We start from the raw sequence: 26,927 nt of genomic DNA, 5'->3' as shown, positions 1-26,927 counted from the left end.
TCAGCTCTGCCGATGGCGCAGGGCGCGGTGGCTGATCGCCCGGTCGCGCATCGCGCGGCCGGACCATCGACAGGAACAGGGAGGGGCCGGCAATGAGGCTGGACGACGAAAGAGAAAGCGTGAACGTCGAGGATCGACGCGGCGGTGGCGGGTTCGGCGGCGGGCGCGCGACGATCGGCATCGGCACGATCGTGGTCGCGCTGGCTGCATCGTATTTTTTCGGGATCGACCCGCGCGTCGTGCTCGAAGGCGCGTCGGCGCTGCAGGGCCGGCAGCAGCAGGCCCAGCCCGCGCCTACGCAGCACCAGGGCGCACCGGCGAACGATCCCGGCGCGGTGTTCACGCGCAAGGTGCTCGGCAATATCGAGCGCACGTGGACGGGCGTCTTCAACACCCAGTTGCATGCGCAGTACCAACCGCCGAAGCTCGTGATGTTCACGAACTCGACGCCGACCGCGTGCGGCACCGGCCAGACCGCGATGGGGCCGTTCTACTGTCCGGGCGACCACAACGTGTACATCGATCTCGGCTTCTACGACGAACTGCGCAAGCGCTTCGGCGCGGGTGGCGATTTCGCGCAGGCCTACGTGGTCGCGCACGAAGTCGGCCATCATGTGCAGAACCTGCTCGGCATTTCCGACAAGGTCGATGCCGCGCGCCGCCGTTCGAGCGAAGCGCGCTCGAACGCGCTGTCGGTGCGGATGGAACTGCAGGCCGACTGCTTCGCCGGCGTGTGGGCGAACAACGCGCAGCGCGCGAACCAGCGGCTGATGGAGCCAGGTGATTTCGAGCAGGGGCTGAAGGCGGCCGCCGCGATCGGCGACGATCGGCTGCAGCAGCAAGGCCAGGGCTACGTCGTGCCGGAGAGCTTCACGCACGGCACCAGCGAGCAGCGTGTGTACTGGCTGCGGCGCGGGATGGAATCGGGCGAAGTGAGCGCCTGCGACACGTTCGCCGCGAACGCGCACTGATATTCACTGACAGGGCGGGGCGCGCATGGTGCCGCGCCTTCGTTTCGAGGCCGCCCGCGCGGCCGCTCCGGAAACTTCGCCGATCGTTCCGATCGCGCTCGATCGGCGTGCGCGATGTTCCGCGCCGTCTTCGACGTCCATGCTCGGTCCTGCGGCTCACGGCGCATGCCTTCCCGACGCAGATTCCGTCGTCGGGACACGGCCGGTGCGTGCGATGTCTCGCGCCACCGTCGACGGCCATCGTCGACCGCAGGGTTCGCGGCGCATGATGTCCTGACGTCGATTCGGTTGTCGCAACACGGCCGGCGCCTCCGCCATCCAGCACCAGCAGACGAATTGCCGATTTGTGCTCACCGGCCCATTTTCGGCGCCGGTAGGCTGGCCCGAACTTCGACGCGTGCGGCCGCCGGCCGCTCCCATCATGCCGACCTCATCCGTTCCCGCCGATCACGAAGCCGCCGACTGGCAGCGCGCGCTGCGCGCGTGCGTCGATGCGTTCGACGCGTTTGCGAGCCCGTCCGCGATCGTGTTCTACCGGCTCGACCTGAGCGGAGAGCCGGCCGATTTCGAGCTGTTCGGCATGCCCGAGTCGATGCATCGCACCTACATCGCGCGCTACCGGATGCTCGATCCGCTGCACCCGTCGCGCTGCGCGGCAGGCGCTCACGCGGTCGTGACGCTCGCTTCCCAATTGCCTGAGGAAAGACGCGATGCGTCCGCATACTGGACCCGTTTCCTGCGGCGCCACGATGTTGCCGACGTCGTCGAGATCTGGCTGCGCGACGACGCGGGCCGGACGATCGGCGCGTTTTCGCTGCTGCGCTTCGGGAAGGGCGAAGCGGGCGGTGGCGTCGGCAACGGCACGGCGGGCCGGTTCGCGCCGGGCGAGATCAATGCGCTGGCACGGCTGCAGCCTGTTGCCGAAGCCGCGCTGAGCCCGCTGCTGCGCGCACGGCGCGGGATTCACCGGATCGATTGCGAGGCGCGGCTGACCTACCGCGAGGAGCAGATCGCCCGCCTCGTACGCGACGGCCGCTCGAACAAGGAGATCGCGCGCGATCTCGCGCTCGGCCAGCCGACCGTCAAGACGCATCTGATGCGGATGTACCGCAAGCTCGGCGTGTCGAACCGCACCGAGCTGGTCGGCACGTTGTTCCTGTAGTTTTTCCGCATCCGCACCAGCATGCATCCCGCGCCATTCATCTGACGATAGCGCGGCGCTCGCACGCCGCCATTCCCCGTTCCCGGCTCACCCGCGTTTCGATCCCCCGCGCGCTTGCCAATTTGCGCTCACGGGGCGCGATCCCTCGTCGATACAGTGGTTCGACACCCGCATGCCGGAGCGCACGCGGCCCAGCCACGACAATCATCGAGACGCCCATGAGCACCACACACTTCGTCGCGGTCAGCGACACCGTGCGCACCTTCGTCGCACGCGATTTCGGCCTTTTCATCGACGGCGCCATGCAACCCGCGCACGCGGCCGCGCGACTCGACGTGTACGACCCGGCGACGGGCGAGCGGCTCGCGACGGTCGCGGATGCCGACGCGCACGACGTCGACCGCGCGGTCGCCAGCGCGAAGCATGCGTTCGACACCCGCGTGTGGAGCGGGCTGCGCCCGGCCGACCGCGAGCGCATCCTGCTGAAGCTCGCCGACCTGATCGAAGCCGATGCCGAAACGCTCGCGCAGCTCGAAACGCTGAACCAGGGCAAGTCGATCCACGTGTCGCGCGCGATCGAGGTCGGCGCGAGCGTCGAATACGTGCGCTACATGGCCGGCTGGGCGACCAAGATCACCGGCCAGACGCTCGACGTGTCGATCCCGTTCCCGCCCGGCGCGCGCTACACGGCCTATACGCGCAAGGAGCCGGTCGGCGTGGTCGCCGCGATCGTGCCGTGGAATTTCCCGCTGATGATCGCCGTGTGGAAGCTGATCCCGGCACTCGCGGCCGGCTGCACGATCGTGCTGAAGCCGTCGCCGGAAACGCCGCTCACCGCGCTGCGCCTCGCCGAACTCGCCCTCGACGCCGGCGTGCCGCCCGGCGTGTTCAACGTCGTCACCGGCGGGCGCACGTGCGGCGCCGCACTCTCGAGCCACCCGTCGATCGCGAAGATCTCGTTTACGGGTTCGACCGCCACCGGCAAGCTGGTTGGCGCGGCGGCCGTGCAGAACATGACGCGCTTCTCGCTCGAACTCGGCGGCAAGAATCCGATCGTGATGCTCGACGACGTCGACGTCGCGCAGGCGCTCGACGGCGTCGCCGCCGGTGCGTTCTTCAACCAGGGGCAGGTGTGCGCGGCCGCGTCGCGCATCTACGTGCACCGCAGCAAGTTCGCGCAACTCGCGGACGGCCTCGCGGGCGTCGCGCAGTCGATGAAGCTCGGCGCGGGCCTCGACACCACCGCGCAGATCAACCCGCTCGTCTCCGCGCACCATCGCGACAAGGTCGTCCAGCACATCGAGGGCGCGCGCCGCGCGGGCCTCACGTTCCTCGCGGGCGGCACGCCGGCCGACGACCTGCCCGGCTACTACGTGAAGCCGGCCGTGATCGCCGATCCGCATCCCGACAGCGCGATCGTGCGCGACGAGGTGTTCGGCCCGGTGATCGTCGTCGTGCCGTTCGACGATGCGGCCGACGCCGTGCGCCTCGCGAACGCGTCGCCGTACGGCCTCGCCGCGAGCATCTGGAGCAACGATCTGAAGCGCGTGATGAATCTCGTGCCGCAGATCGAGGCCGGCACCGTGTGGGTGAACTGTCACATTCCGCTCGACCCGTCGATGCCGTTCGGCGGCTACAAGCAGTCGGGCATCGGCCGCGAGTTCGGCCAGTACGCGATCGAAGGCTTCACCGAAACCAAATCCGTGTGCATCGCGCACTGACGCGCGGCATCCGTTCCGAACACCCCGAAAACCTCGAACCCCGATCCTCGAACGCGAGCGATCGCGGTTCAAACGATCCGAAAGTGGAGACTGCAATGAGCTACAACGAAGCGAAGTTCTGGCACCCGATGCTGCACCCGAACGAAATGAAACAGCGCAAGCCGATCCGCATCGTGCGCGGCGACGGCTGCTACGTGTTCGACGAAACCGGCAAGCAGTTGGTCGATGGCGTCGCGGGTCTGTGGAACGTGAACGTCGGGCACAACCGCCAGGAAGTGAAGGATGCGATCGTGCGCCAGCTCGATGAACTCGAATACTTCCAGCTGTTCGACGGCATCTCGCATCCGCGCGCGGAAGAGCTGTCGAAGAAGCTGATCGACATGCTGGAGCCGGAAGGAATGCGCCGCGTGCTGTACAGCTCGGGCGGCTCCGACTCGATCGAGACCGCGCTGAAGATCGCGCGCCAGTACTGGAAGGTGCGCGGCCAGGCCGATCGCACGAAGTTCATCTCGCTGAAGCAGGGCTATCACGGCACGCACTTCGGCGGCGCGTCGGTGAACGGCAACACGGTGTTCCGCCGCAACTACGAACCGAACCTGCCCGGCTGCTTCCACGTCGAGACACCGTGGCTGTACCGCAATCCGTTCACGCAGGATCCGGAGGAACTCGGCCGGATCTGCGCGGAAATGCTGGAGCGCGAGATCCAGTTCCAGAGCCCCGACACGGTCGCCGCGTTCATCGCCGAGCCGGTGCAGGGCGCGGGCGGCGTGATCGTGCCGCCGGCCAACTACTGGCCGCTCGTGCGCGAGGTGTGCGATCGCTACGGCGTGCTGCTGATCGCCGACGAAGTCGTGACGGGCTTCGGCCGCAGCGGCAGCATGTTCGGCAGTCGCGGCTGGGGCGTGCGCCCGGACATCATGTGTCTCGCGAAAGGGATCTCGTCCGGTTACGTGCCGCTCGGCGCGACGGCCGTGAACGCGCGGATCGAGGATGCGTTCGCCGCGAACGCGGACTTTGGCGGCGCGATCATGCACGGCTACACCTACGCCGGCCACCCGGTTGCCTGCGCGGCCGCGATCGCGAGCCTCGACATCGTCGTGAAGGAAGACCTGCCGGCGAACGCGGCGAAGCAGGGCGCGTATCTGCTTGAAGCGCTGCAATCGTTCCCCGAACGCTTCGCGGCGGTCGGCGAGGTGCGCGGCAAGGGGCTGATGCTCGCGCTCGACCTCGTCGCGAACAAGCAGACCCGCGAGCCGATCGACCCGCTGTCGGGCTACGCGAACGCCGTCGCGGAAGTGGCGCGCGAGCATGGCGTGCTGGTGCGCCCGGTCGGCACGAAGATCATCCTGTCGCCGCCGCTCGTGATCCAGCGCGAGCAGCTCGACCGGATCGTCGACGCGCTCGCGGCGGGCTTCGAGGCCGTGCCATTCGCGTGAGGCCGTAAAGCGGGAATCGCGTGACGCCGAACCGGCGGTGGAGGGCGGGATAACCCGTTCTCCACCGCCGGTTTGCCGATTTGCGCTATGACCGGATTATTTTGCCTGCGTATTTTTTCGACATCGGATCCGGATTGGATCGACTGGGGCTCCGGTGGCGACGTGCTGATGCGCCGCCCCGGGCCGACCGCGAAGCACGGAACGGAGCGGGCGCCGCAGCGCCGGCTCCGCCCAAAAAGGGAAGGAGACGAACATGTCGGGATGGTCTGGAGTGACCGGCGCCGCGGGCGATACGCCCGCCGGCAAGTCGGCTGAAGCAGGCGGCGGCACGGTGCTGAAGGCGGGCGCGGTCGGTTTTCCGACCGCGCTGGCGAGCGCCGTCGGCCTCATCATGGCGAGCCCGGTGATTCTCACCGCGACATCGGGCTTCGGAATGGGCGGCTGGGCGTTCGCGGTCGCGATGATCATCGCGTTCGTGATGATGCAGGCGCAGGCGACCACCTTCTCCGAAGCCGCCGCGATGCTGCCCACGGCCGGCTCGGTTTACGATTACCTGTCGTGCGGGCTCGGCCGCTTCTGGGCGATCACCGGCACGATTTCCGCGTATTTCCTCGTGCACGTGTTCGCCGGCACGGCGGAGACGATCCTGAGCGGCATCATGGCGCTCGTCAACTTCGAATCGCTGAACGCCGCGTTCGAGAAGCACAACAGTTCCTGGCTCGTCGGCGTCGGCCTCGTCGTCACCTTCGCGATCACCAACATCATCGGCATCAAGGTGTTCAGCAAGCTCGAGATCGTGCTGACGGCCGGCATGTGGCTGTCGCTGATGATCTTCGGCATCCTCGGCCTCGCGGCCGCGCCGGCCGTGCATCTCGACGGCTGGTTCGGCGGCTCGGAAGTCGGCACGTCGGTGCCGGCGGTGCTGTCGCTGGTCGGGATGGCGATGTTCATGTTCGTCGGCTGCGAGTTCGTTACGCCGCTCGCGCCGGAAATGAAGTCGCCGGGCCGCACGATCCCGCGCGCGATGGCGCTCGGCCTCGTCGGCGTCGCGATCTGCATGTTCCTGTACGGCGCGGCAATCCGCCGCCAGGTCGCGAACGTGCCGGTGAGCCCGGACGGCCTCACGCACCTGCTCGACACGCCGGGCGCGATCCCCGCGTTCGCGCTGCAGGTGCTGGGGCCCTTCGGCCGCGTGTGGTTCGGCATCGCGTTCCTGTGCGCGGGCGCCGCGACGATCAACACGCTGATGGCCGGGCTGCCGCGCATCCTGTACGGGATGGCGATCGACGGCGCGCTGCCGCGCTGCTTCGCGTATCTGCATCCGCGCTTCAAGACGCCGGTGGTCGGCATCGTCGCGTCGGCGATCGTGCCGATCTTCCATGCGTGGCTGATCAACGGCAACCTCGACAGTATCCTGCACCTCGTGCTCGCCGCGACCTGCGCGTGGGGCACCGCGTATCTGCTCGTCACCGCGTCGGTCGTGATGCTGCGCATCCGCCGCCCGGATCTGCCGCGTCCGTATCGTTCGCCGCTATTCCCGCTGCCGCAGATCGTGTCGAGCGTCGGTATCGTGCTCGCGATCTGGTACATCACGCCACCCGGCATGAACGCGCGCGACATCTACGTGCCGTTCGGCGCAATGCTCGGGCTCACCGCGCTGTACGCGCTGTTCTGGACGGTGGTCGTGCAGCGCCGGCATCCGTTCAAACCGGTGCCGGTCGAGGAAGTGCTGCGCAACGAGCACGTCGCGTCGTGAGGCTCGCATTCACCCGGTGGCGCGCGGCGCCCGACACGCCGCCGTCCGGCTACCGGCCCGGCGCGATCGCCGCGCGCGTGCTGGCGGACCTCGGTGCGGTGCGCGATGCGCACCGCGGCGCTGCCGAACCGCTGGCCCGGCTGCCGAACGGCGTGCGCGTGAGCATCGAGGAACGCGTCGACCGTCAGTTCCTGATGCATACGGTCAGCGTGCAGGTGTCGATCAATGCCGACGGCCCGGCCGCGCAGGGCCATGCGCGCGTCCTGCAGACGGGCTGGCTGCGGCGCACCGGCATCGCGGCCGCGGCCGCGCCGGGATGCGACCCCGGATTCGTGAGGGCGGTGGCCGCGCTCGTCGCCGATTCGTCACTTGTCGATGCGCTACGCCCGCTGCACCTGACCGAATGCGGAATCGCCGCGCGCGACGGGCGCTGGACGCTCGCCGTCGTGCCGTTCGGCGGCAGCGAGATCGTGAACCGGATGCCGTCGTTTCGGCGCTATGTCCGCCTGACCGGCGAGCAGGCCACCGCGCTGTCGGTGGCCTGCCTTGCATTCGAAACTGCACTACGCGGAATTTTGCGGGGGTAAGCTATGCCGCTGCGCGCCGTGCGGGCGCAACGCGGATTCAGGGTTTCACCGGAGATGCCGATGCTGTTCCAGTCACGCTCACACGAAGACGTGCATGACCACGGGCTCGCGATCGCGGGTTGGCATCAGGTCTACCGCCAGATGACGCCGGGCCGGTTCAGAGGCACCGTCACGCAGGTGCTGTACGACGAGTTCCATTTCTTCCGCGAGACGACCAACCGGCGTGTCGCGCAAACCGGCGTTGCGCCGGCCGGGCGCACGTCGCTCGCGGTGCCGCTGTCGATGCCGCTCGCCGGCACGTTCCAGGGCCAGCCGGTCGACGGCTATGCGCTGCTCGCGCTGCGCGCCGGCGAGGATTTCGAATTCCACACGCCGGAAGGGATGGGGCTCGTCGGGATCAGCGCCGCGTCGGACATGATCGACGAGCTGTGCGAAGCCGAGTTCGGCGCGGCCGGCGCGCGCAAGCTGCGACACGTCACGCGGCTGTCGGACGCGCAAGGCGTCGCGCTCGGCGCGCGGCTGTCGTCGCTGATCGACGACGCGCAGCGCAACCCCGGCTGCCTCGAATACGCGGCCACCCGCAAGATGTTCCGCGACGCGATGCTCGGCATGTTCCTCGATGCGCTCGACCAGGGCATCGGCGCCGAGCGCCGCGACATCACGCACGCGACCTACAGCGATATCGTCAGCCGTTGCGAGAAACACCTTCGCGACCGGCCCGAGGAACCCGTCACCGTGCTCGAACTGTGCCGCGCGCTGCGCTGCAGCCGCCGCACGCTGCAGACGAGCTTCCAGCGCGTCGCCGACGTCACGCCCGTTGGCTATCTGCGCACGATCCGGCTGAATGCAGTGCGGCGCCTGCTGCGCACGACCTCGGCGCAGCAACTCGGCGTCGGCGAGGCCGCCGCGAGCTGGGGCTTCACGCATCTTGGCTATTTCGCACGCGAGTATCGCGACCTGTTCGGCGAGTTGCCGTCGCAGACCCTGCGTCCCGAATGACGCTTGCGCATCGCGCCGGTTCTGCCGGGCGCGGTCGCGTGTCGGCCTTGCGCTTCATCATTTGCTGATTTGGGATAGGGGTCCCGAATTTTCGCTGGATAGAGTCCTGTCACCCATATCGACAACACCATCGATCTGCACTGCGAATCGATGACATCAGAGGGGCGGGACATGAAGATCGGACGAAGACTGGCGGCGGCCGCGGCCGCGCTGGGCTGCATGAACGCACACGCGCAAACATCGGGCAGCGTGACGCTGTACGGCACCGTGGACACAGGCATCATCTATTCGACGAACCAGCAGTTCACGCGCGCCGACGGCAGCACCGGCAGCGGCCACGCATGGCAGATGGGCGGCGGCAACCTCGTGCCGTCCCGCTTCGGATTTCAGGGCGCCGAGCCGCTCGGCGGCGGGCTCGACGCGGTGTTTTCGCTCGAGCAGCAATTCCTGTCCGCGAACGGGCAGGCGCTGCAGGGCGGCACCGCGTTCAGCCGGCAAGCGTGGGTCGGGCTGCGCCAGGATTCGATCGGCACGCTCGGCCTCGGCCGCCAGTACGATTCGTACACGGACATGCTCGGCGTATACGTATCGAGCAACAACTGGGCGACGCCGTACGGCTCGCATCTCGGCGACGTCGACAACCTGAACGCCGCGTTCAACTTCAACAACGCGGTGAAGTTCACCAGCGCCGACTTCAACGGCCTGACGTTCGGCGGCACGTTCAGCTTCGGCGGGCAGGCCGGCGACTTTTCCGCGAAGCGCGGCTATGCGGTCGCCGCGACCTACACGCGTGCGCCGGTCGCGTTCTCGATCGGCTATCTCGACCTGCACCAGCCGCTCGACGCCGCGCTCGGCGGCGCGAGCGGCTATATCGGCGACTTCGCGTGCAGCAATCCGGGCGCGATGTACTGCCTGCTCCAGGACGCCGGCTCGATGCGTGCGTTCGGCGCGGGCGGCTCGGTGACGCTCGGCGCGGCGACGGTCGCACTGACCTATACGCACACGCGCCTCGGCGACAGCCGCTATTTCTCGACCGACGCGCAGCCGCGCAAGCAGGCGTTCACGTTCGACATCGGCGAGCTGAACGTCACGTACATGTTCACGCCCGCGCTGCAGGGCGGCGTCGCATACATCTTCAATGCCGCGCACACGGACGGGCGCGGCACGACGCGCTTCCATCAGGTCAACGTCGGTACGAACTACAGCCTGTCGAAGCGCACCGCGCTGTATGCGGTCGCGATCGGCCAGATCTCGAGCGGCACGGGGCTCGGCACCGACGCGAACGGCAATGCGGTGAACTACGCGCAGATTCCGGTGCTTGCGAACAGCAATTCGAGCCGGCAGCTGGCGGTGATGGCCGGGATTCGCGTGAACTTCTGACGGCGCGCACGTGGCGAGGCGGTCGGGGCGGCCGGCTGCGATGGCCGGCCGGTTCCGCCGCGTGCCACAAATTCTTAACGATCGACGTGAACAATGGCGTTCGCTTCAGGACGCCCGAAGCGTCGCCCGTGTTGCACACGTGTGCAACGCGAGGCCGACCCGCCACCACGCCGATCGAGAGAGACCACATGACCCTGCTGAGCCGCCTGCGCGCGCTGTCCGCCGCCGTTGCGCTGTCCCTTGCCGCCTCGCACGCCTTCGCGGCGGATCTCGTCATCGCGGGCCGCGACGACATCTATGGCAAGGGGCTCGCCGACGCCGTCGCCGGCTTCACCAAGCTGCATCCGGGCACCGACATCGAGCTGCTCAAGCTGCCGAACGCGAACCTGTACCAGAAGCTGAAGCTGTCGATGCGCGAAGGAACCGGCACGTACGACCTCGTGATGATGGACGACACGTGGGCGCCCGAATTCATCGGCAACGGCTGGCTGAAGCCGCTGCCGGCATCGCTCGCGGACGCCGATCTCGTGCCGTCGGCGGTCGCGCTGGGCCGCAACTCGGCGGGCGCGCTGTACGCGCTGCCGATCGTCGGCAACGTCGAGATGTTCGCGTACCGGAAGGACCTGCTCGCGAAATACAAGCTGCAGCCGCCGCGCAACTGGGACGACGTGCTGAAGATCGCGCAGACCGTCGGTGGCGCGGACAAGAGCGTGTCGGGCGTCGTGTTCCGCGGCACCAAGGGAAACCCCGTCGTGACGGGCTTTCTGCCGATCCTGTGGGCCTATGGCGGCGACGTGTTCGACCGTGCCGGCAACGTGACGATCGATTCGCGAGAGTCGCAGGCCGCGCTGAAGACGTTCCTCGCGCTGAAGGCCTCCGCGCCGAAGGACGTCGACGTGTATGGCGCCGCCGAAGTGCGCGATGCGTTGCAGCGCGGCACGGCCGCGCAGTCGATCGAGGTGTGGCCGGCGTGGATTCCGGCGCTCGACGATCCGAAGCAGTCGCGCGTGGTCGGGCAGATCGCGTTGCAGCCGCCGCCCGGGCAGACGGCCGGCCCGGCGCCGATGCTCGGCATCTGGCAGATGGGTATTCCGAAGGACGCGCCGCACGCGAAGCTCGCGCAGGACTTCCTGGCCTACCTGAGTTCGCGCGACACGCAAACGCGCCTCGCCGGGATCGGCATTCCGCCGACGCGCCGCAGCGTGTTCGCCGATCCGGCGCTGGTGCGCCAGTACCGCTGGTATCCCGATCAGCTGAAGGCGCTCGAGGCCGGCCGTGCGCGGCCGCGCGTGAAGGACTGGCAGCAGGTCGAGAGCATTCTCGGCGACCAGCTGCAGCTCGCGCTGACCGGGCAGGCCGCGCCCGACGCAGCACTGCGCCAGGCGCAGCAGAAGATCGCGCAGGCGATGGCCGCGGCGGGCAAGTGACGGCTTGCCGCCACGCTTCATCCGGAAACCGCGCATGAAAGCCCTCGGCCGCAGCCTGCCGTTCGTCGCGCTGCTCGGACCCGCGCTCCTGGTGCTGGCCGCGCTCGCGCTGTACCCGGTCGCGCAGGTGCTGATCGACTCGTTCTGCCAGGTCGACTACACGGCGGGCCGCCGCGCATTCGCTGGGCTCGCGAACTATCGCGCGGTGCTCGGCGACGACGCGTTCGCGGCCGGCTTCGGCAACACGCTGCGCTTCACGATCGCGGCATCGCTCGTCGAAGTCGCGCTCGGCTTCGGTCTCGCGCTGCTGTTCGTGCGCGCGTTTCCGGGGCGGCGCATTGCGCTGCCGCTCGCGATCCTGCCGATGATGCTGCCCACGCTCGTGTGCTCGGCGATCTGGCGCAACTGGCTCAATTTCGACGGCTTCCTCAACGCGCTGCTCGCCGCGTTCGGCATGGAAGGCGTGCGCTGGCTGTCCGATCCGCATCTCGCGCTGTGGTCACTCGCGCTCGTCGACGTGTGGCAGTGGACGCCGATGGCGTTCCTGATCGTGCTGGCCGGGCTGCAATCGATCCCGCAGGAGCTGTACGAAGCCGCGCGCACCGACGGCGCGAGCGAGTGGCAGTGCCTGCGCGACATCACGCTGCCGCTCGCGGCGCCGCAGATCGGCCTCGCGCTGCTGCTGCGCTCGATCGACACGTTCAAGCTGTTCGACAAGGTCTATGCGCTCACGGGGGGCGGCCCCGGCAACGCGACGCAGACGCTGTCGACCTACATCTACGACACGGGATTCCGCTTCTTCAACGTCGGGCCGGCGAGTGCCGCGTCGGTGCTGATGCTCGCGGCGTCCGCGCTGCTTGTTTCGGGGTACGTATGGCAGACGGTTCGCAATCGGCGCGCATGACGGCGCGACCCGCGGGCATCGCGCACGCGCGAACGCGTGCCGCATTCGGTCGCGCGGTGCCGTGGATGCTGCGCGCCGCCGCGCTCGCGCTGCTGCTGCTGCCGTGCCTGTGGATGGCCGGCGCGGCGTTCATGCCGACGCTCGAGCGCCTCGATCATCCTCTGCGGATCTTGCCTGCCGCGCCGACGCTCGAGCATTTTGCGTCGGTCTGGTCGAACGGCATCGGCGCGCCGCTCGCCAATTCGCTGCTGGTCGGGTTCGGCACGACGCTGCTCGCGCTGACGCTCGCGCTTCCTGCCGCGTATGCGCTCGTGCGGCTGCGGTTTCCGGCCCGGCTCGACTTGCTGTTCCTGATGCTCGTGCTGGCATTGAAGCTGATGCCGCCGATCACGATCGCGGTGCCGCTGTTCGCACTCGCGAAGCGGCTGCATCTGCTCGATTCGACACTCGGGCTGATGCTCGCTTACCAGATCTACGCGCTGCCGATGGCGATCTGGATGCTGCTCGCGTTCGTGCGCGACGTGCCGGTCGAATACGAGGAGGCCGCGTGCATCGACGGTGCGGGGCTCGCGCGGCGGCTCGTGCAGATCGTGCTACCGCTGTGCGCGCCGGGGTTGATCGCGACCGCGATCTTCGTGTTCATCGCCGCCTGGAACGAGTTCCTGATCGCGCTGCTGTTCGTGTCGACGCCGAGCCGCTTCACGCTGCCGCTCGCAATCGCCGGCTACGTAACGGAGAACGGCATCGACTGGGGCGACCTGATGAGCGCGGGGTTGCTGGCGTCGCTGCCGACGCTCGCCGTGGCCGGCTACGTGCAACGCTACCTGCTGCGCGGCTTCGCGGGCGGACTGAAGTGACGCGACGCGTTACACGCAGCTGTGCCGGACCACGTGCGTAACCGGCACGACGCGCGTGCGCGATGCGCCGTCGAACGTCTGGATCCGGTCGGCGAGCAGGTCGACTGCCGCGTGCGCGAGACCTTGCGTGTCCTGGCGCAGTGTCGTGAGCCGATACGCGTCGTATTCGGCGGCGGGGATGTCGTCGAAGCCGATCACGCGCAGGTCGTCGGGCACGCGCAAGCCGAATGCGCCGCGGGCGGCGTCGATCACGCCGAGCGCGAGCAGGTCGGACGAGCAGAACACGCCGTCCGGGCGGTCGCCGGATGCGAACAGTTGCCGCGCGGCGTCGATGCCGCATGCATGTGTATCGGAGCGCGTATCGATCATGTGGACGAGTACCGCATCGAACGCGTCGCCGCGTTGCAGCGCCAGCGCGAACGCATCCGCACGTGCGCGTGCGCTGTAGCTCGCAGTGCGCGGCCCGACGAACGCGAGCCGGCGCGCGCCGGCCCGCACGAGCCGTTGCGCGGCATGGGCGGCGCCCGCCGCGTTGTCGCTGATGACGACATCCGCACCCGGCAGGTTCGCTTCGCGATTGATCATCACGACGGGAATCCGGTGATCGAGATACTGCCGCGCGACCGACAGCGGCGGCGACGCGGACGTCATCACGAGGCCCGCGATCCGGTAGCTGAGCAGCCGTTCGAGCGATTGCCGGACCTGGTGCGGATCATCCGCGTTGGTGACGAGCGGCGTGAACGCGCGCTGACCGAGCGCGGCCATCAGGTCCGACAGAAGCCGCGCGCGGAACGGATTCTCGAACCCGGCCGTCACGACGCCGATCATGCTGCTGCGCTGCGTGATCATGTCGCGCGCGATCAGGTTGACCTGGTAGCCGAGCGCACGCGCGGCCACCATCACGCGTTCGCGCGTTTCGGGTGCGATGCTCGCCGTCGGCGAGAACGCACGCGACACCGCCGAGCGCGACACGCCGGCCCGCACGGCGACATCCGATGCAGTCACCCACGTTTTTCTTTCCTTGTCAGTCATCGATTCATGATCCCTTCGCGATACGAAGCTTCCACGCCGCTGGCCGACTGGATGTCGGCGCTCGACGACGCGCGGCCGCTGCATACGCTGACCCTACCGGGCAGCCATGACACCTGTGCGTATACGGTCGACGATCCGCTCGTGCGCACGCAGCGCGCACCGCTCGCCGCGCAGCTCGCGCACGGCGTGCGGCTGCTCGACATCCGCTGCCGGCACCGGTGCGATGCGTTCGACATCCATCACGGCGGGATCGCGCTCGGCATGTCGTTCGACGACGTGCTCGCGGACTGTACGCGCTTTCTCGACGCGCATCCGCGCGAATGCATCGTGATGTCGGTGAAGGACGAATGGCCTGCGCAGGCGTGCACGCGCAGTTTCGATGCGACGTTCGACGCGCATCGTGCGCGGCACCCGCGGTTGCGCTGGCATGCGGGCGGCGCGCTGCCGGCGCTCGGCGACGTGCGCGGCGCGGTGGTGTTGTTGCGGCGGTTCCGCAGCAGCCGGCCGCTGGGCATCGACCTGACCGCGTGGCCCGACAACGCGACCTTCACGATCGATCATCCCGATGCGGCGTTCGTGATCCAGGACGAATACCGCGTGCCCGTTGCCGGGTCGATCAACTACAAGTGGCGCGTGATCGATGCGCTGCTGACCGGCATGCCATCGCCGGAAAGTGGCCGCTGGGCGATCAATTTCTGCAGCGGTACGGGGATGGGCGCGAATCCGTCGGTGGTCGCGCGCGGCGACGGCAGGGTGCAGGGGATTCAGGCGCGGCTCGCGGCGCGGTTGCGCGAGCAACGGGGTTCGTGTGGCGCGATGCTGCTCGATTTCTGCGACGACGATGACTGGGCGTTGGTGCGGGCGCTGGTTGAATGCAACGATCACGTGCCCGGGCCGGGTGATGGGCGCAGGCTGGCGGGGTGCTAGTGAAGACTGGCAGGGCGGGCGTTTGGTGGAAGGTTGGGCAACCGAAATCTTGCGCGTCGGTGCCGACGCATGGCCTGCGGCCCGCTGCATGCCTGCGCCTGCTTTTGCGCGGCGTGTGGCGGGACGCCCGCTTCCCGTGAAGATCGGCACGTAGCCGAATGTGTGACGAGCGGTCCATGTTGCGAACCGAGGCCGATGGATAAGGTTGAACCGTTCGTGGCGGGCGCGGTTCGATCGAGTCCGTCGCGGATATCCGGATGTTTCTCAACTCGGCGGGAGGCAACGGGCACTGTGTGCCCGGCATCGCGCCGGCCCATGAACGTCGTCGTGGAAGGCAGAGCCTGCTTCGCCGCGAACTGTCCACGACGCAGGACTGCAAGGAGAGAGGTCATGGCAACGCTCGTCAACATCATGAAGGGCACCCCGAACGCGGTGCAGATCTGGGGCTTTCACGGCCCGTGCAACGTCAGGGACGTCGCAGCGGCATTGAATACCATCGCGTCCGGATTGAGCGGTGACGGTCACACGATTCACATCATGTCGGGAACGCACGGCTATTGCGCGGGGCAGGTCGGTGCAGTCGCCACGCGCGATCAGCGATTCGCCGCGGAAGACCGGGCGCTGGCTTCGCCGAAGACGAAGGACAACAAGCCGGTCGCGGTTGCGGTACACGACTTCAATACGGCGAAGCTGCCCGCGCCGGATTACGTGACGGCAGCGATGGCGAAGCTGAACGGCGACATGCGCGCGATCGTGCAGGGCGACCCGGGCACCGCGACGTTCCTGCTCGCGTATTGCTGCAGCGCCGGGACACCGTAACGCGCTGTTGTGCGCTGACGGGCGGACGCGGCGGTCCGCCCCGTTTCGCAACGACGTGGCGTCGTGCGGATACGCGTGCGGCCGTGCCGTTCAGCGCGTCGCGATCGCCACCGCCGCACCGGCCATTGCCGTCGCGCTCGTGCGGTTCGCGATCCGCTTCGCGCGTGCCGACGTGAGGAACGCACGCGCACGCGAAGCGAGCAGCGACCAGAAGCAGTCGGCCAGGATCAGGACCGCGAGCATCGTGCCGACGAGTTCCGTCCACGCGAGGACACCGACATGCGTCAGGTCGACGATCGTCGGCAACAGCGCGAGATAGAAGAGCATGATCTTCGGGTTACCGAGCGTGACCAGCGTGCCCGCGACGAACATGCGCCACGGCGACTGGCCGCGCGGCAGGTCGCCGGCCTTCGTGTCGGTCGGCGCGGTCCACATCTTCCATGCGAGAAACAGCAGGTACGCGACACCGAGCAGCTTCAGCACGAGCAGGCCCGTCGCGAACGTGCGCGCAAACGCGGACAGCCCGGCAACCGCCAGCGTGAGCCACAGCGCCTCGCCGATCCACATCGCGGCGAGGAACGGCAGCACGTCTCGCACACCGTTCGTCAGCACGCGCGCGACGAGCGCGGCGACGCTCGGGCCGGGCGTGCCGGCGGTGACGAGCAGGGCGATGGCGAACACGGCGAGCGCGGACAGCGTCATGACGGACCTCGTGGGCAGGGCGTTCGAAACGTATGAACTTTCGATTATAGTGACGGCCGTTCCCGCCTGCCTACCTCGTCGTGATGACAGTATCGATCCGGATTCGTCCCGCCACGCGGGAAGACGCGGCCGCGATGGCCGCCGTGGAAGTGGCCGCCGCCCAGCGCTTTCGCGACATCGGCATGCCCGACATCGCCGAAGGCGAGCCGACCGATGCGGCCGACGTGCGGATGCGCATCGACGACGGTCGCGCGTATGTCGCGACGGACGAAGCGGGGACGTGCGTGGGCTTTGCGTTCTACCGGCTGCTCGATGCGCGGCGGCTTTATCTGGAGGAGCTGGATGTCGCGCCGTCGCACGCGGGGCAGCGGATCGGCGCGCGCCTGATCGAACGGATCATGACGCGCGCCGCGCAGGACGGCATCGCACAGGTCGTGCTGTCGACGTTCCGCGACGCGCCATGGAACGCGCCGTACTACGCGCGCCTGGGCTTCGACGTCATCGACGACGCATCGCTCGACGACACGCTGCGCGCGATTCGCGCGCATCACGTGGCACGCGGGCTCGACGAGACGCAGCGCGTGTTCATGCGCGCTCACGTGCGCGCATGAACGCGTCGCCGACCGTCAGGCCGCGTCGCTGAGCGCCGGGTAGTCCGTGTAGCCCGTTTCGCCTTCGGCGTAGAACGTCTCCGGCACCGGCTTGTTCAGCGGTGCGCCGAGTTCGAGGCGGCGCGGCAGGTCCGGGTTCGCGATGAACAGCTTGCCCCACGCGATCGCGTCGGCGTGACCGCTCGCGAGCGTCTCCTGCGCCGATTCGAGCGTGAATTGCTCGTTTGCGATCAGCGGGCCGCCGAACGCCTCCTTCAGACGCGGGCTCAGTTGGTCGCCCGAATACGATTCACGCGTGAAGATGAACGCGATCTTGCGGCGGCCGAGTTCGCGCGCGACGTAACCGAACGTCGCGGCCGGGTCGGAATCGCCCATCGTATGCGCGTCGCCGCGCGGCGCGAGATGCACGCCGACACGGCCCGCACCCCACACGTCGATCGCCGCGTCGACCACTTCGAGCAGCAGGCGCGCGCGGTTCTCGATCGGGCCGCCGTACGCATCGGTGCGGTGGTTGGTGCTGTCCTGCAGGAACTGGTCGAGCAGGTAGCCGTTCGCGCCGTGGATCTCGACGCCGTCGAAGCCGGCCTTCTTCGCGTTTTCGGCGCCCTTGCGGTACGCGGCGACGATGCCCGGAATTTCATCCAGTTCGAGCGCGCGCGGCGTCACGAACGGTCGCGGCGGCCGCACGAGGCTCACGTGACCGCCGGCGGCGATCGCGCTCGGCGCGACCGGCAGGTCGCCGTTCAAGAACACCGGGTCCGAAATCCGGCCGACGTGCCAGAGCTGCAGCACGATGCGGCCGCCGGCCGCGTGCACGGCCTGCGTCACGCGCTTCCAGCCTTCCACCTGCTCGTCGGACCAGATGCCCGGCGTGTCCGCGTAGCCGACGCCCTGCGGCGTGACCGAGGTTGCTTCGCTGATGATGAGGCCGGCCGACGCGCGCTCGGCGTAATAGCGGGCCATCAGGTCGTTGGGCACGCGCGCGCTGCCTGCGCGGGCACGGGTGAGCGGCGCCATCACGACGCGGTTCGGCAGGGTCAGGTCGCCGAGGGTAACGGGATCGAACAGAGTGGGCATGGCAGATAACCTTTTCAGAAAGGCGGGATTACCGCCGCGTCGTGCGCGGCGTGCGGCCCGCATGGCCTGGGTCAGAGTTCACGGCGCAGGGCGTCGAGAAATGCATCGATGACGGCCTCGTTGCGCCGGAAGAACGCCCACTGGCCGATCCGCGTCGACGTCACGAGCCCCGCGCGCTGCAGCGTCGCGAGGTGCGCGGAGACGGTCGACTGCGACAGCCCGCAGCGCGCGTCGATCTGCCCGGCACAGACGCCGTGGTCGTACGGCAGCGTCTGCTCCGGGAAATGCGCGCCCGGCGTTTTCAGCCAGACGAGGATTTCCCGGCGCACGGGGTTCGAAAGCGCTTTCAGGATCGCGTCGATGTCGAGTTCGGTCGGCATGGAAGGGTGATGGTGTTTGGGGCGTTCGTCCGGAAAACCGGTGCAAATAGGGATCGTCGATGGGCGAATCATATATCGGAAAATTACGATACGCATGAAGGCACTGATGCAAGTGGGGTTGTTCGTCGGTCGGAGCATCAGCGAATCACGCGCCCCCGTACTGCGCGAACAGCCAACGGCGCATGGCCTCGAGCGCTTCCGAATGGGCATTGGCCTGCGGAAAGACGACGTAAAACCCGAGCGACATCGGAAACGAAAAATCGAACACGCGGCGCAGCCGGCCTTCCGCGATATCGCGTTCGACGAGCGGCTCGCTGGTCAGCGCGATGCCTTGACCCGCGACGGCGGCGTCGATGGCGAGCAGCGACTGGCTGAACCGCGGCCCTTTCGTGGGATCGGTCTGCCCCTTTCCGCCGAGCTTCTCGATGAACTCCGGCCACAGGTCGTGCGCGTCGTGCAACAGCGCATGCTTCGACAAGTCTGCGGGTGTGCGGATCGGCGGGCCGCTTTCGAGCAGTTTCGGGCTGGCGACGGCGAAGATGTCGAGCGGAAACAGCAATTCCGCGACCAGGCCGGCGGGGAACGCGGGCTTGCCGAGCCGGATCGCGATGTCGACGCCGTCGGCCCGGAACGACGCAAGGCGCTCGTCGGCGATGACGCGAACCTCGATGTCGGGGTGCAGGCGACCGAAGTCCGACAGGCGCGGGATCAGCCACTTCGACGCGAACGACGGCGTCGTGCTGACCGTCAGGACCATGGGACGCTGGCCCAGTGCGTCCGTGGCATCGGCGATTATCTGCAGCGCGCGCTGGACCGACGAAAAGTACTCGAGCCCTTCGCGCGTCAGCGCCAGCCCCCTGGGCAGCCGCCGGAACAGCTGAATCTCCACGACGTCCTCCAGATGCCTGACCTGCTGCGCCACCGCGCCCTGGGTCACGCCGAGTTCGTCGGCGGCCAGCCGGAAATTGAGGTGGCGCGCGGCGGCCTCGAACGCGCGAAGCGCATTGAGCGGCGGGAGGCGACGGGTACGCGACAGAGCCTTCATGCAGTAGAAAATCTACAGTGTGTGTGGAGAAATCATCGTTCGACAAGGCGATTATAGAGTCCTAGAGTGGCGCTTCAGCACGACGATCGCGGCGTTGAGCCGACCTATTCGGGAGAACAGCATGACTGTAGAGAAAGTGGCATTGGTGACGGCGGCGGGCAAGGGCATGGGCGCCGCGATCGCGCGGGATCTTGCGAGCAACGGTTATCGCGTCTCGCTGATGTCGCCGTCCGGCAGCGCGGTCGAGCTTGCCGCGGAACTCGGCGGTTTGGGTATGGCGGGATCCGTCACCGACGACGCCGACATCGAGCGTTTCGTGAACGGGACGCTCGCGAAGTACGGCCGCATCGACGCGGTCGTCAACAACACCGGGCATCCGCCGAAGGGCGACCTGCTCGCCATCGAGGACGACAAGTGGCACGAAGGGCTCGACCTGATCGTGCTCAACGTCGTTCGCGTGCTGCGCCGGGTGACGCCCGTGTTCCTGAAGCAGGGCGGCGGCGCAGTGGTCAACATTTCGAGCTTCGCGGCCGACGCGCCCGAGCAGGCGATGCCGGTGTCGTCCGCGCTGCGCGCGGCGCTGAGTTCCGTCACGCGCCTGTACGCCGATCGGTATGCGAAGGACAACATCCGCATCAATTCGGTGCTGCCCGGCTTCATCGACAGCTGGCCGGCGACGCCCGAGATCGTCGCCCGCATTCCGGCCGGCCGCTTCGGCAGGACGCAGGAGATCGCGCAGACCGTGACGTTCCTGCTGTCGGAAGGCGCCGGCTACATCACCGGGCAGAACATTCGCGTCGACGGCGGGATCGTGCGCGCGCTGTAAGCGGAAGGCGGCGCGCGACGCCAGGCATCAGTTGTGCCGCTCGCCGATCCGGTTTTCTTCCGGACTCCAGACGCTGAGCCCTTCCGTCGGGTCCATCGGCAGATCCCAGGGCCGCGCGGCGATCGCCTGCATCGTCGCGTCGAACCCGGCCTGCCGGCGGGCCGCGATGCCGGCGGGTGTGAAATCGATGTCCTTCCACTGATCGTCGCCGTCGAGCCGGGGCGCCGCGAGCTTGATCACGTGCATCGTGGTCTGGCAGCCCCATGCGGCGAGTGCTTTCACATCGGCCGACGTGCGCTCTGCCTCCGGCAGCCGCATGACCAGTTCCCGGATCACGTGGCGCAGCCGGTGAATCTGCTGCTGCCGCGCGATGTTGCTGTCCGTGCGGCTCGCGTACTGGATGTCCTTCTGCCGCTCCGACACCTGCCAGATGCTTTGCGGCTCCGGCCCGACCGGATTCCACATCTGCACCGAGAAGATGATCGAGCTGCGACGCGGCGCGTCGTCCAGCACGACCTCGACCGGCGTATTCGAGTAGATGCCGCCGTCCCAGTAGGGCGTGCCGTCGACCCGCACGGCCGGGAACGCGGGCGGCAGCGCGCCCGAGCTCATCACATGATCGATGCCGAGCGGCCGGTCGCGCGAATCGAAATAACGCATCGTGCCCGTGCACGCGTTGACCGCGCCGACGGTCAGTCGTGGCCGGCCCGCGTTCAGCAGGTCGAGATCGACGAGCGACGCAAGCGTGTCGCGCAGCGGCTCGACCACGTAGTAAGACGCACGCTCGACGCCGACCCGCGCCAGCGGCCCGAGCCAGGCGGCGGGATTCGGCCGGAAGAATCCCGGGAGGCCCGCGCCGATGACCGCGAGTTCCGAGCCGATCTTGTCCCAGCTCGTCGGGAAGCCCGGCACGTTCACGGCGGGTCGTTCGGTGACGTGTCGCCAGAATTCGGCCATTCGTTGCGCGCGGTGTCCGGGCGCGTTGCCGGCGATCAGCGCCGCGTTGATCGCGCCGATCGACGTGCCGATGACCCAGTCGGGCTGAATGCCCGCCGCCTCCATCGCCTCGAATACGCCGAGCTGGTAGGCACCCAGCGCGCCGCCGCCCTGGAGCACGAGCACGACCTGGCCCGGCAGTTTCGGATGTGCGGGTTGACTTGCCGTCATCGCTTGCCTCGTGTTCGGTGACGGCCGGCGGGGGCCGGCCGGATGGAACCAGTGTAGGCGATCGTCGGGCCGCATCCGTGGCGCCGGATGTTCGCGGGGCGCTGCGGCGCGCCGCGTCATTCCACGGTGATGGTCTCCTTCATGTACGGATGAATCCCGCAGAACACCTTATAGACCCCCGGCTTGTCGAAACGGAACGAGTAGGTCTCGTCCTGGTCGAGCGCTTTCGAGTGGAAGATGCCCGCGTCGTTGACGACGGTATGCGGCTCCGCGTCGAGGTTTTTCCACGTGACCGTCGTGCCGGCCTTGATCGTGGTCGACATCGGCGAAAACATGAAATTGCGGATCGTCACGAGCGGGCCGGCCGGGGTCTGCGCGAACGCGGCGAGCGGCGTGCCGACGGCGGCCGCGCTCAGGATCAGCGCGGCCGCCAGCGTCGAGGGCTTCAGGAAGGTCATGTCGGTCTCCTTGTGTATCGGCATCAGGCCAGCGTCGTGTCGTGCAGCGACGCCGCGACGGGGTGGCCGGCGAAGTCGACGGTCGTCACGCCGAGCATCGCGGGCAGCCGGTCGCGCGGCACCGTGAGCGGCACCGGGCCCGGGCCGTTGCCGGCGGTCGGCTGCGGGAACGCGGTGGAGCGCGCGGTGTGGAACGTCACGTTGCCCTCGACCTTCGACACGATCTGGTGGATGTGCCCGTTCAGCACGGTGACCGAGCCGAAGCGGCGCAGCAGCGCCATCGTCTGCGGCGCGTCGCCGGTGCCCCAGCCCCACGGCTCGTAAATGGTCCACATTGGCATGTGCGAGAACACGACGATCGGCGTGCTCGATGATTGCCCCTTCAGATCCTGCGCGAGCCACGCGAGCTGTTCGTCGCCGAAGCTGCCGAGCCCGTTGGGCTTGAAATGCATCACGTTGACGAGTGCGACGAAGTGCACGCCCGCGTGATCGAAGCTGTAGTAGCCACGGTTGTCGGAAGCCTTGCCGAACCGGCTGAAATATTCGGCGCCCGAGCCGTCGGTCACGTCGTGTTCGCCGGGCACCGTGTGCAACTCGGGCACGCGCAGCGCGGACAGCAGTTGCGACGCGTGGTCGAATTCTTCCGCCTTGGACAGGTGCGTGATGTCGCCGGTATGGATCGCGAGCGCGGGCGCGGCAGGCATCCCGTTCACCAGATCGATCGTCTGCCGCAGCGTGGCCGCGACGTCGGGATTCGCGTCCTTGTTGAAGCCGATGTGCGTGTCGCTGATCTGCACGAACAGCGGCCGGCCCGCATTCGCGGGGAGTGCGGCGCCGCTTTGCGCGAGCGCGAGATCGAACGGTGTCAGGATGCCGCCCGACAGCGTAAACAGCGTGCCGAGGCCGCCGAACGCCATGCATTGCAGGGCCTTGCGGCGCGACGGGCGGGTGGGAGTCGATGAAGACATGTAAGCCTCGCATTCGTATGACGGAACCGGACGGCCGGATCGTCCTGGAATTAGCCGGCGCCTTCGCATTCCATACCGATGCGGCGACGGATTTATTCCCGCATCTTTGCGAGGCCTGACGCGGCCGTTCGATGCTTGCGGATCGCTGACGGAGCGCTGATGGATGGCCCGTCAATGTCCTGTAAGTGACACGTCACGTTTGCGTCATGTTCGCCCGATAGCCTGCGACACCGAATCATCTATCCGGAGCCCCTCATGCCGAATCCCGCGGCAACGGAAACCAGCGGTGCGGGCGGTCGGAGCACGCGCACCATCAGTCTCGCGTCGTTCTTTCCGATCGTTGCCTGCGGCATCGTCCACGTCGGCGCTCACCCGAGCGCGGATCCCGGTCTGGTCAAGGAAAGTTCGGTCCTGCCGATCGTGCTGCTCTTCGTCGCGCAGTCGGCGGCACTTTACTGGGCGCTCCACAAGCTGTTCTGAGCCGCGCAGGCCGACGCCATACCCGGCCGCGCGGCACGCGGCCGGTCCCATCGATTTTCAATTCGACCAAGACGTTACCGATGGATATCCGCTTCTTCAATCCGAATCGCACCGCCAACGCGTCCGCGTGGCGCGTGCTCCCCAACCGCTGGGATGCGGTCGCGTTTCCGCTGATGATCGGCATACTCGCGATGGCGATCGTCGGCTTTCACGAGACGATGGCGCCGATCGCGACCCTGCAGACGCAGAAGATCTCGCTCGATCCGTCGAACCTGCCCGAATACGCGTTGCGCACCACGCTGCGGATGCTCGCCGCGATGATCGCGTCGCTCGCGTTCACGCTGGTCTACGGCACGCTCGCCGCGAAAAGCCGCCGCGCCGGCATGGTGCTGATCCCGATCCTCGACATCCTGCAGTCGGTGCCGGTGCTCGGCTATATCTCGTTTACGGTCACGTTCTTCCTCGCGCTGTTCCCGGGCCGCGTGCTCGGGGCCGAGCTCGCGGCGATCTTCGCGATCTTCACGAGCCAGGCGTGGAACATGACGTTCAGCTTCTACCAGTCGCTGCGCACGGTGCCGCGCGACCTGAGCGAAGTGTCGCGCGGCTTCCACCTGACGTCGTGGCAGCGCTTCTGGAAGCTCGAGGTGCCGTTCTCGATGCCGGGGCTGATCTGGAACATGATGATGTCGATGTCGGGCGGCTGGTTCTTCGTCGTCGCGTCGGAGGCGATCACCGTCGGCAACCAGACCATCACGCTGCCCGGGATCGGCGCATATCTCGCGCAAGCCATCTCGGACAAGAATATCGGCGCGGTCGGCTGGGTAATCGTTGCGATGTCGGTCGTGATCCTGGCCTATGACCAGTTCCTGTTCCGCCCGCTCGTCGCATGGGCCGACAAGTTCCGGATGGAGAACACCGCGTCGGGCGACGCGCCGCAATCCTGGCTGCTCGACATGATGCGCCGCACGCATCTGATTCATCAGTTGCTCGTGCCGGCCGGCTGGCTGCTGTCGCAGGCCGCGCGGATTCCGCTGCGCGTGCCGTCGTTCAGCGGTATCGGCGCGCGTGGCGCAGCGAGCCATCGCCCGTCGCGCATCGGCGACATCGTGTGGGGCGCATTCGTGATCGTGCTGACCGCGTACGTCGCGTGGCGCGTCGTCAGCTTCGTCGCGACCGGCGTGACGATGAGCGAGGTCGGCCACGTGCTGATGCTCGGGCTGATCACGCTGCTGCGCGTGATCGTGCTGATCGCGATCGCTTCGGTGATCTGGGTGCCGCTCGGCGTGCTGATCGGGCTGCGCCCCGCACTGGCCGAGAAGATCCAGCCGCTCGCGCAATTCCTTGCCGCGTTTCCGGCGAACCTGCTGTTTCCGGTGTTCGTGATCGTGATCGTCCACTTCCATCTGAACGCGGACATCTGGCTGTCGCCGCTGATCGTGCTCGGCACGCAGTGGTACATCCTGTTCAACGTGATCGCGGGCGCGATGTCCTATCCGAACGACTACAAGGAAGCGACGAAGAATTTCCGCATCCGCGGCTGGCAGTGGTGGCGCCAGGCGATCCTGCCCGGCATCTTCCCGTATTACGTGACCGGCGCGATCACCGCGTCGGGCGGCGCGTGGAACGCGAGCATCGTGTCCGAGTTCGTGCAGTGGGGCGACACGAAGGTCGTCGCGCACGGCCTCGGCTCGTATATCGCACAGACGACCGCCGCCGGCGACTTCCCGAAGATCATCCTGGGCATCGCGGTGATGTCCCTGTTCGTTACCCTGTTCAACCGCCTGCTGTGGCGTCCGATGTACGCCTATGCGGAATCCCGGCTCCGTCTCGATTGAGAGTAAGCGCGATGCAAAATTCGACCGTAATCAACGCCCCCGCCCAGACGTCACAGCCGCTTCAGCCGCCGCGCCTCGGTGAGGAAATCCTGCGCGTGGATCACGTCTGCCGCGGCTTCAACAAGACGCAGGGCGAACTGCTCGTGCTCGACGACGCGAACCTGTCGCTGCGCGAAGGCGAGATCGTCGGGCTGCTCGGCCGTTCGGGCTCGGGCAAGTCCACGCTGCTGCGGATCATCGCGGGGCTGATCGAGCCGACCGGCGGTGAAGTGACCTATCTCGGCAAGCCGCTGCGCGGCCCGGCCGAAGGCGTCGCGATGGTGTTCCAGACCTTCGCGCTGTTTCCGTGGCTCACCGTGCTGCAGAACGTGGAAGCCGGGCTGGAAGCGCTCGGCGTCGGCGCACGCGAGCGGCGCGAACGCGCGCTCGCCGCGATCGACCTGATCGGTCTCGACGGCTTCGAGAACGCCTACCCGCGTGAACTGTCGGGCGGCATGCGTCAGCGCGTGGGCTTCGCGCGCGCGCTCGTGGTCGACCCGACGATCCTGCTGATGGACGAGCCGTTCTCGGCACTCGACGTGCTGACGGCCGAAACGCTGCGTACCGACCTGCTCGATCTGTGGACGCAAGGCCGGATGCCGATCAAGTCGGTGCTGATCGTCACGCACAACATCGAGGAAGCGGTGTTCATGTGCGACCGGATCCTCGTGCTGTCGTCGAACCCGGGTCGCGTGATCGCCGAGATCAAGGTGCCGTTCAAGCATCCGCGCAACCGGCTGGAGCCCGATTTCCGCAAGCTCGTCGACGACATCTACGCGAAGATGACCGCGCGCCAGACCGGCGAGGCGACGAAGAAGGGGCTCGAGCTCGGCAGCTGGATGCCGCGCGTGTCGACCAACCTGATGGCCGGCCTGATCGAGACGCTCGCGATGGCGCCGTATCACGGTCGCGCCGACATGCCCGAAATCGCACGCACGCTGCATCTGGAAGTGGACGAACTGTTTCCGATCGCCGAAGTGCTGCAGTACCTCGGTTTTGCGGACGTGCGCGAAGGCGACGTGTTCCTGACGCCGCCCGCGCGCGTGTTCGCGGAATTCGGCACGCAGGAGCGCAAGCTGATGTTCGCCGATCACCTGCTGAAGCACGTGCCGCTCGCCGCGCGGATCAGGAAGGTGCTGAACGAGCGCCCCGGCCATCGCGCGCCGCGCGTGCGTTTCGAGCAGGAGCTGGAGGATTTCCTGTCGGATGACGCGGCGGAGGAAACGCTCGACGCGGTGATCGACTGGGGCCGTTACGGCGAAGTCTTCTCGTACAACGACAAGACCGAGGTGTTCAGTCTCGAGGATGTGGAGAGCTGAAAGTCGAGTGCGCACCGCATCTCGTCACGCCGCGCCCCGACG

Annotated in this window: 26 protein-coding genes; 18 read left to right on the top strand and 8 right to left on the bottom strand. The window is 67.7% G+C overall.

What is annotated here, in order from left to right:
- The first annotated feature begins 92 nt into the window (after window positions 1–92).
- The 11 genes from LGM71_RS08085 (at window position 93) to LGM71_RS08035 (ending at window position 13,200) form a co-directional block, all read left to right on the top strand.
- The gene (locus LGM71_RS08085; RefSeq protein WP_059599167.1) at window positions 93–971 is read left to right on the top strand and encodes a neutral zinc metallopeptidase; all 879 of its coding nucleotides are present in this window, start codon (window positions 93–95) and stop codon (window positions 969–971) included.
- Between the two features lie 421 nt (window positions 972–1,392).
- Window positions 1,393–2,133 (top strand): helix-turn-helix transcriptional regulator, encoded by a 741-nt coding sequence (locus LGM71_RS08080; RefSeq protein ID WP_226114572.1) that lies wholly within the window; start codon window positions 1,393–1,395, stop codon window positions 2,131–2,133.
- 218 nt (window positions 2,134–2,351) lie between these two features.
- Window positions 2,352–3,854 carry an aldehyde dehydrogenase family protein gene (locus LGM71_RS08075; protein ID WP_226114571.1) on the top strand — a complete coding sequence of 501 codons (1,503 nt, stop codon included), beginning with the start codon at window positions 2,352–2,354 and terminating at the stop codon, window positions 3,852–3,854.
- Window positions 3,855–3,949: 95 nt separating this feature from the next.
- A complete protein-coding gene (locus LGM71_RS08070) occupies window positions 3,950–5,290 on the top strand; it encodes an aspartate aminotransferase family protein (protein ID WP_059599170.1) in 1,341 nt (446 codons plus the stop codon).
- Between the two features lie 253 nt (window positions 5,291–5,543).
- A complete protein-coding gene (locus LGM71_RS08065) occupies window positions 5,544–7,046 on the top strand; it encodes an APC family permease (protein WP_059599171.1) in 1,503 nt (500 codons plus the stop codon).
- Complete coding sequence (locus LGM71_RS08060) at window positions 7,043–7,633, top strand: DUF3156 family protein (protein WP_226114570.1); 591 nt, start codon at window positions 7,043–7,045, stop codon at window positions 7,631–7,633. Before LGM71_RS08065 ends, LGM71_RS08060 begins: the two co-directional genes overlap by 4 nt.
- A 60-nt stretch (window positions 7,634–7,693) precedes the next feature.
- Window positions 7,694–8,632: a helix-turn-helix domain-containing protein gene (locus tag LGM71_RS08055; RefSeq protein ID WP_059599234.1), complete on the top strand. Its 939-nt coding sequence runs from the start codon at window positions 7,694–7,696 to the stop codon at window positions 8,630–8,632.
- Between the two features lie 171 nt (window positions 8,633–8,803).
- A complete protein-coding gene (locus LGM71_RS08050; RefSeq protein ID WP_226114569.1) occupies window positions 8,804–10,012 on the top strand; it encodes a porin in 1,209 nt (402 codons plus the stop codon).
- Between the two features lie 188 nt (window positions 10,013–10,200).
- On the top strand, window positions 10,201–11,439 hold the full coding sequence (locus LGM71_RS08045) for an ABC transporter substrate-binding protein (RefSeq protein ID WP_124905705.1): 1,239 nt from the start codon (window positions 10,201–10,203) through the stop codon (window positions 11,437–11,439).
- A 34-nt stretch (window positions 11,440–11,473) separates the two neighbouring features.
- On the top strand, window positions 11,474–12,343 hold the full coding sequence (locus tag LGM71_RS08040; RefSeq protein WP_226114568.1) for a carbohydrate ABC transporter permease: 870 nt from the start codon (window positions 11,474–11,476) through the stop codon (window positions 12,341–12,343).
- On the top strand, window positions 12,340–13,200 hold the full coding sequence (locus LGM71_RS08035) for a carbohydrate ABC transporter permease (protein ID WP_226114567.1): 861 nt from the start codon (window positions 12,340–12,342) through the stop codon (window positions 13,198–13,200). Before LGM71_RS08040 ends, LGM71_RS08035 begins: the two co-directional genes overlap by 4 nt.
- A 9-nt stretch (window positions 13,201–13,209) precedes the next feature.
- Here the strand turns inward: LGM71_RS08035 and LGM71_RS08030 are convergent, their stop codons facing one another.
- Window positions 13,210–14,232 carry a LacI family DNA-binding transcriptional regulator gene (locus LGM71_RS08030; protein ID WP_226114566.1) on the bottom strand — a complete coding sequence of 341 codons (1,023 nt, stop codon included), beginning with the start codon at window positions 14,230–14,232 and terminating at the stop codon, window positions 13,210–13,212.
- Window positions 14,233–14,238: 6 nt separating this feature from the next.
- On the opposite strand from LGM71_RS08030, the gene LGM71_RS08025 reads away from it, so the two are divergent.
- Window positions 14,239–15,159 (top strand): phosphatidylinositol-specific phospholipase C, encoded by a 921-nt coding sequence (locus LGM71_RS08025; RefSeq protein WP_226114565.1) that lies wholly within the window; start codon window positions 14,239–14,241, stop codon window positions 15,157–15,159.
- A 390-nt stretch (window positions 15,160–15,549) separates the two neighbouring features.
- Window positions 15,550–15,978 (top strand): hypothetical protein, encoded by a 429-nt coding sequence (locus tag LGM71_RS08020; RefSeq protein ID WP_124628250.1) that lies wholly within the window; start codon window positions 15,550–15,552, stop codon window positions 15,976–15,978.
- Between the two features lie 90 nt (window positions 15,979–16,068).
- On the opposite strand, the gene LGM71_RS08015 is transcribed toward LGM71_RS08020, so the two are convergent.
- Window positions 16,069–16,680 carry a LysE family translocator gene (locus LGM71_RS08015; protein WP_059686100.1) on the bottom strand — a complete coding sequence of 204 codons (612 nt, stop codon included), beginning with the start codon at window positions 16,678–16,680 and terminating at the stop codon, window positions 16,069–16,071.
- An 83-nt stretch (window positions 16,681–16,763) separates the two neighbouring features.
- Between LGM71_RS08015 and LGM71_RS08010 the strand changes: the two genes are divergently transcribed.
- Window positions 16,764–17,291 carry a GNAT family N-acetyltransferase gene (locus LGM71_RS08010; RefSeq protein ID WP_124905709.1) on the top strand — a complete coding sequence of 176 codons (528 nt, stop codon included), beginning with the start codon at window positions 16,764–16,766 and terminating at the stop codon, window positions 17,289–17,291.
- Window positions 17,292–17,306: 15 nt separating this feature from the next.
- On the opposite strand, the gene LGM71_RS08005 is transcribed toward LGM71_RS08010, so the two are convergent.
- From LGM71_RS08005 to gcvA, 3 genes are all read right to left on the bottom strand, one after another.
- Window positions 17,307–18,368 carry an alkene reductase gene (locus LGM71_RS08005; protein ID WP_174906379.1) on the bottom strand — a complete coding sequence of 354 codons (1,062 nt, stop codon included), beginning with the start codon at window positions 18,366–18,368 and terminating at the stop codon, window positions 17,307–17,309.
- Between the two features lie 71 nt (window positions 18,369–18,439).
- Complete coding sequence (locus LGM71_RS08000; RefSeq protein WP_059449595.1) at window positions 18,440–18,748, bottom strand: ArsR/SmtB family transcription factor; 309 nt, start codon at window positions 18,746–18,748, stop codon at window positions 18,440–18,442.
- A gap of 145 nt (window positions 18,749–18,893) precedes the next feature.
- Entirely contained in the window at window positions 18,894–19,793 is a 900-nt protein-coding gene (gene gcvA, locus LGM71_RS07995) for a transcriptional regulator GcvA (protein WP_226114564.1), read from the bottom strand.
- 121 nt (window positions 19,794–19,914) lie between these two features.
- On the opposite strand from gcvA, the gene LGM71_RS07990 reads away from it, so the two are divergent.
- Window positions 19,915–20,619: an SDR family oxidoreductase gene (locus LGM71_RS07990; protein ID WP_124905713.1), complete on the top strand. Its 705-nt coding sequence runs from the start codon at window positions 19,915–19,917 to the stop codon at window positions 20,617–20,619.
- A 27-nt stretch (window positions 20,620–20,646) separates the two neighbouring features.
- On the opposite strand, the gene LGM71_RS07985 is transcribed toward LGM71_RS07990, so the two are convergent.
- From LGM71_RS07985 to LGM71_RS07975, 3 genes are all read right to left on the bottom strand, one after another.
- Complete coding sequence (locus LGM71_RS07985) at window positions 20,647–21,786, bottom strand: patatin-like phospholipase family protein (protein WP_124905715.1); 1,140 nt, start codon at window positions 21,784–21,786, stop codon at window positions 20,647–20,649.
- Between the two features lie 116 nt (window positions 21,787–21,902).
- A complete protein-coding gene (locus LGM71_RS07980) occupies window positions 21,903–22,244 on the bottom strand; it encodes a cupredoxin family copper-binding protein (RefSeq protein ID WP_174906376.1) in 342 nt (113 codons plus the stop codon).
- Window positions 22,245–22,267: 23 nt separating this feature from the next.
- Window positions 22,268–23,212, bottom strand: a complete 945-nt coding sequence (locus LGM71_RS07975; RefSeq protein WP_059686111.1) for a metallophosphoesterase family protein — start codon at window positions 23,210–23,212, stop codon at window positions 22,268–22,270.
- Window positions 23,213–23,467: 255 nt separating this feature from the next.
- On the opposite strand from LGM71_RS07975, the gene LGM71_RS07970 reads away from it, so the two are divergent.
- The 3 genes from LGM71_RS07970 to LGM71_RS07960 all read left to right on the top strand — a co-directional run bounded on the left by LGM71_RS07970 (window position 23,468) and on the right by LGM71_RS07960 (window position 26,885).
- Window positions 23,468–23,692 (top strand): phosphate transporter, encoded by a 225-nt coding sequence (locus LGM71_RS07970; RefSeq protein WP_226114563.1) that lies wholly within the window; start codon window positions 23,468–23,470, stop codon window positions 23,690–23,692.
- A gap of 80 nt (window positions 23,693–23,772) precedes the next feature.
- Window positions 23,773–25,527, top strand: coding sequence for an ABC transporter permease (locus LGM71_RS07965; protein WP_226114562.1), 1,755 nt, complete (start codon window positions 23,773–23,775; stop codon window positions 25,525–25,527).
- 11 nt (window positions 25,528–25,538) lie between these two features.
- Window positions 25,539–26,885: an AAA-associated domain-containing protein gene (locus LGM71_RS07960; protein WP_226114561.1), complete on the top strand. Its 1,347-nt coding sequence runs from the start codon at window positions 25,539–25,541 to the stop codon at window positions 26,883–26,885.
- Window positions 26,886–26,927: the final 42 nt, after the last annotated feature.

This window comes from Burkholderia sp. AU33545, assembly GCF_020419685.1.
Taxonomy (GTDB): Bacteria; Pseudomonadota; Gammaproteobacteria; order Burkholderiales; family Burkholderiaceae; genus Burkholderia; species Burkholderia diffusa.
Note: the sequence above shows the minus strand (reverse complement) of the source record. Positions and strands in the feature narration are given on the sequence as shown.